We start from the raw sequence: 856 nt of genomic DNA on the forward strand, positions 1-856 counted from the left end.
CAAGAAGCAAGGCTGGCCAAGCATCAAAGATCACTGTAAATCGCGCATTATGCGCGGTCAGGTTGATATTCTTTCGGCTTCCGAGCAAGTCGATGACTTAGTGCCCGTGCCCGTCACCGACATTTACCGAGCGATGCAGGAGGCGTTATGAGTGCTTCCTTTACTCTCTTTGGCAAAACCATTGAGCAATGGACGTTCTCTGGTGAGGAGCAAGTGGCATTTTTAGACCAATGGCTCAAAGCCGACCGATACAAGCTCACCACCAAAGAGTTTTGTCAGTCGCTGGTTGAAAACGGCACCGACGCGCTCAAGCAAATCGGACAGGCCGGACTCGATGCGCCAGGGCAAGGTCAACGTTTTGTCGATGTACTTGAAGGCTGGTTTCCAGGTGTGGTTCTAAGCTCAATACGCGCGGCGGAAAGCGCAGGTCAGCGTCATATCGGATTGCAAACCGCGATTGAGCAGCTTAAAGGCGGCGAAAACATCGTGGCGAAGTTGGTCAAGATGTTGGCGTTTCCTTATGCCCTTAGTGTTGGTGCTGGTTTCTACGGTGTCTACATCGCTGACAAGATGCTCAGTGCCATCGATAACCAACCAGGCATTGGCCTAACCGTGCGCAATTTTTTTGCCGACTATGGCATTGCCATCGCCGCGGTCTTTGCCTTGCTTCTCCTGGTACTGGCCATGGCACTGCCCAACTGGAAAGGCAATAGCCGCGGGCTCAGTAACGATTGGCCACTGTTCTCACTGTATCGCGTGGCTGTGGCGTCCACGCTGCTGAAAACGCTCGCTAACCTCACCCAATGCGGCATGAAACTCAGTGATGCCTTAGTGCAAGCCGAAATCCGCAATACGC

The 856-nt window shown here is 53.0% G+C and carries 1 protein-coding gene; it reads left to right on the forward strand.

Translation table 11 applies throughout. The features are described 5' to 3' along the window. Positions 1-147 precede the first annotated feature (147 nt). Positions 148-856: hypothetical protein (locus OU793_RS24685; protein ID WP_274647923.1), on the forward strand; the 709-nt coding region annotated here is incomplete at its 3' end.

Source organism: Vibrio sp. VP6 (assembly GCF_028823755.1).
Classification (GTDB): Bacteria; Pseudomonadota; Gammaproteobacteria; order Enterobacterales; family Vibrionaceae; genus Vibrio; species Vibrio parahaemolyticus.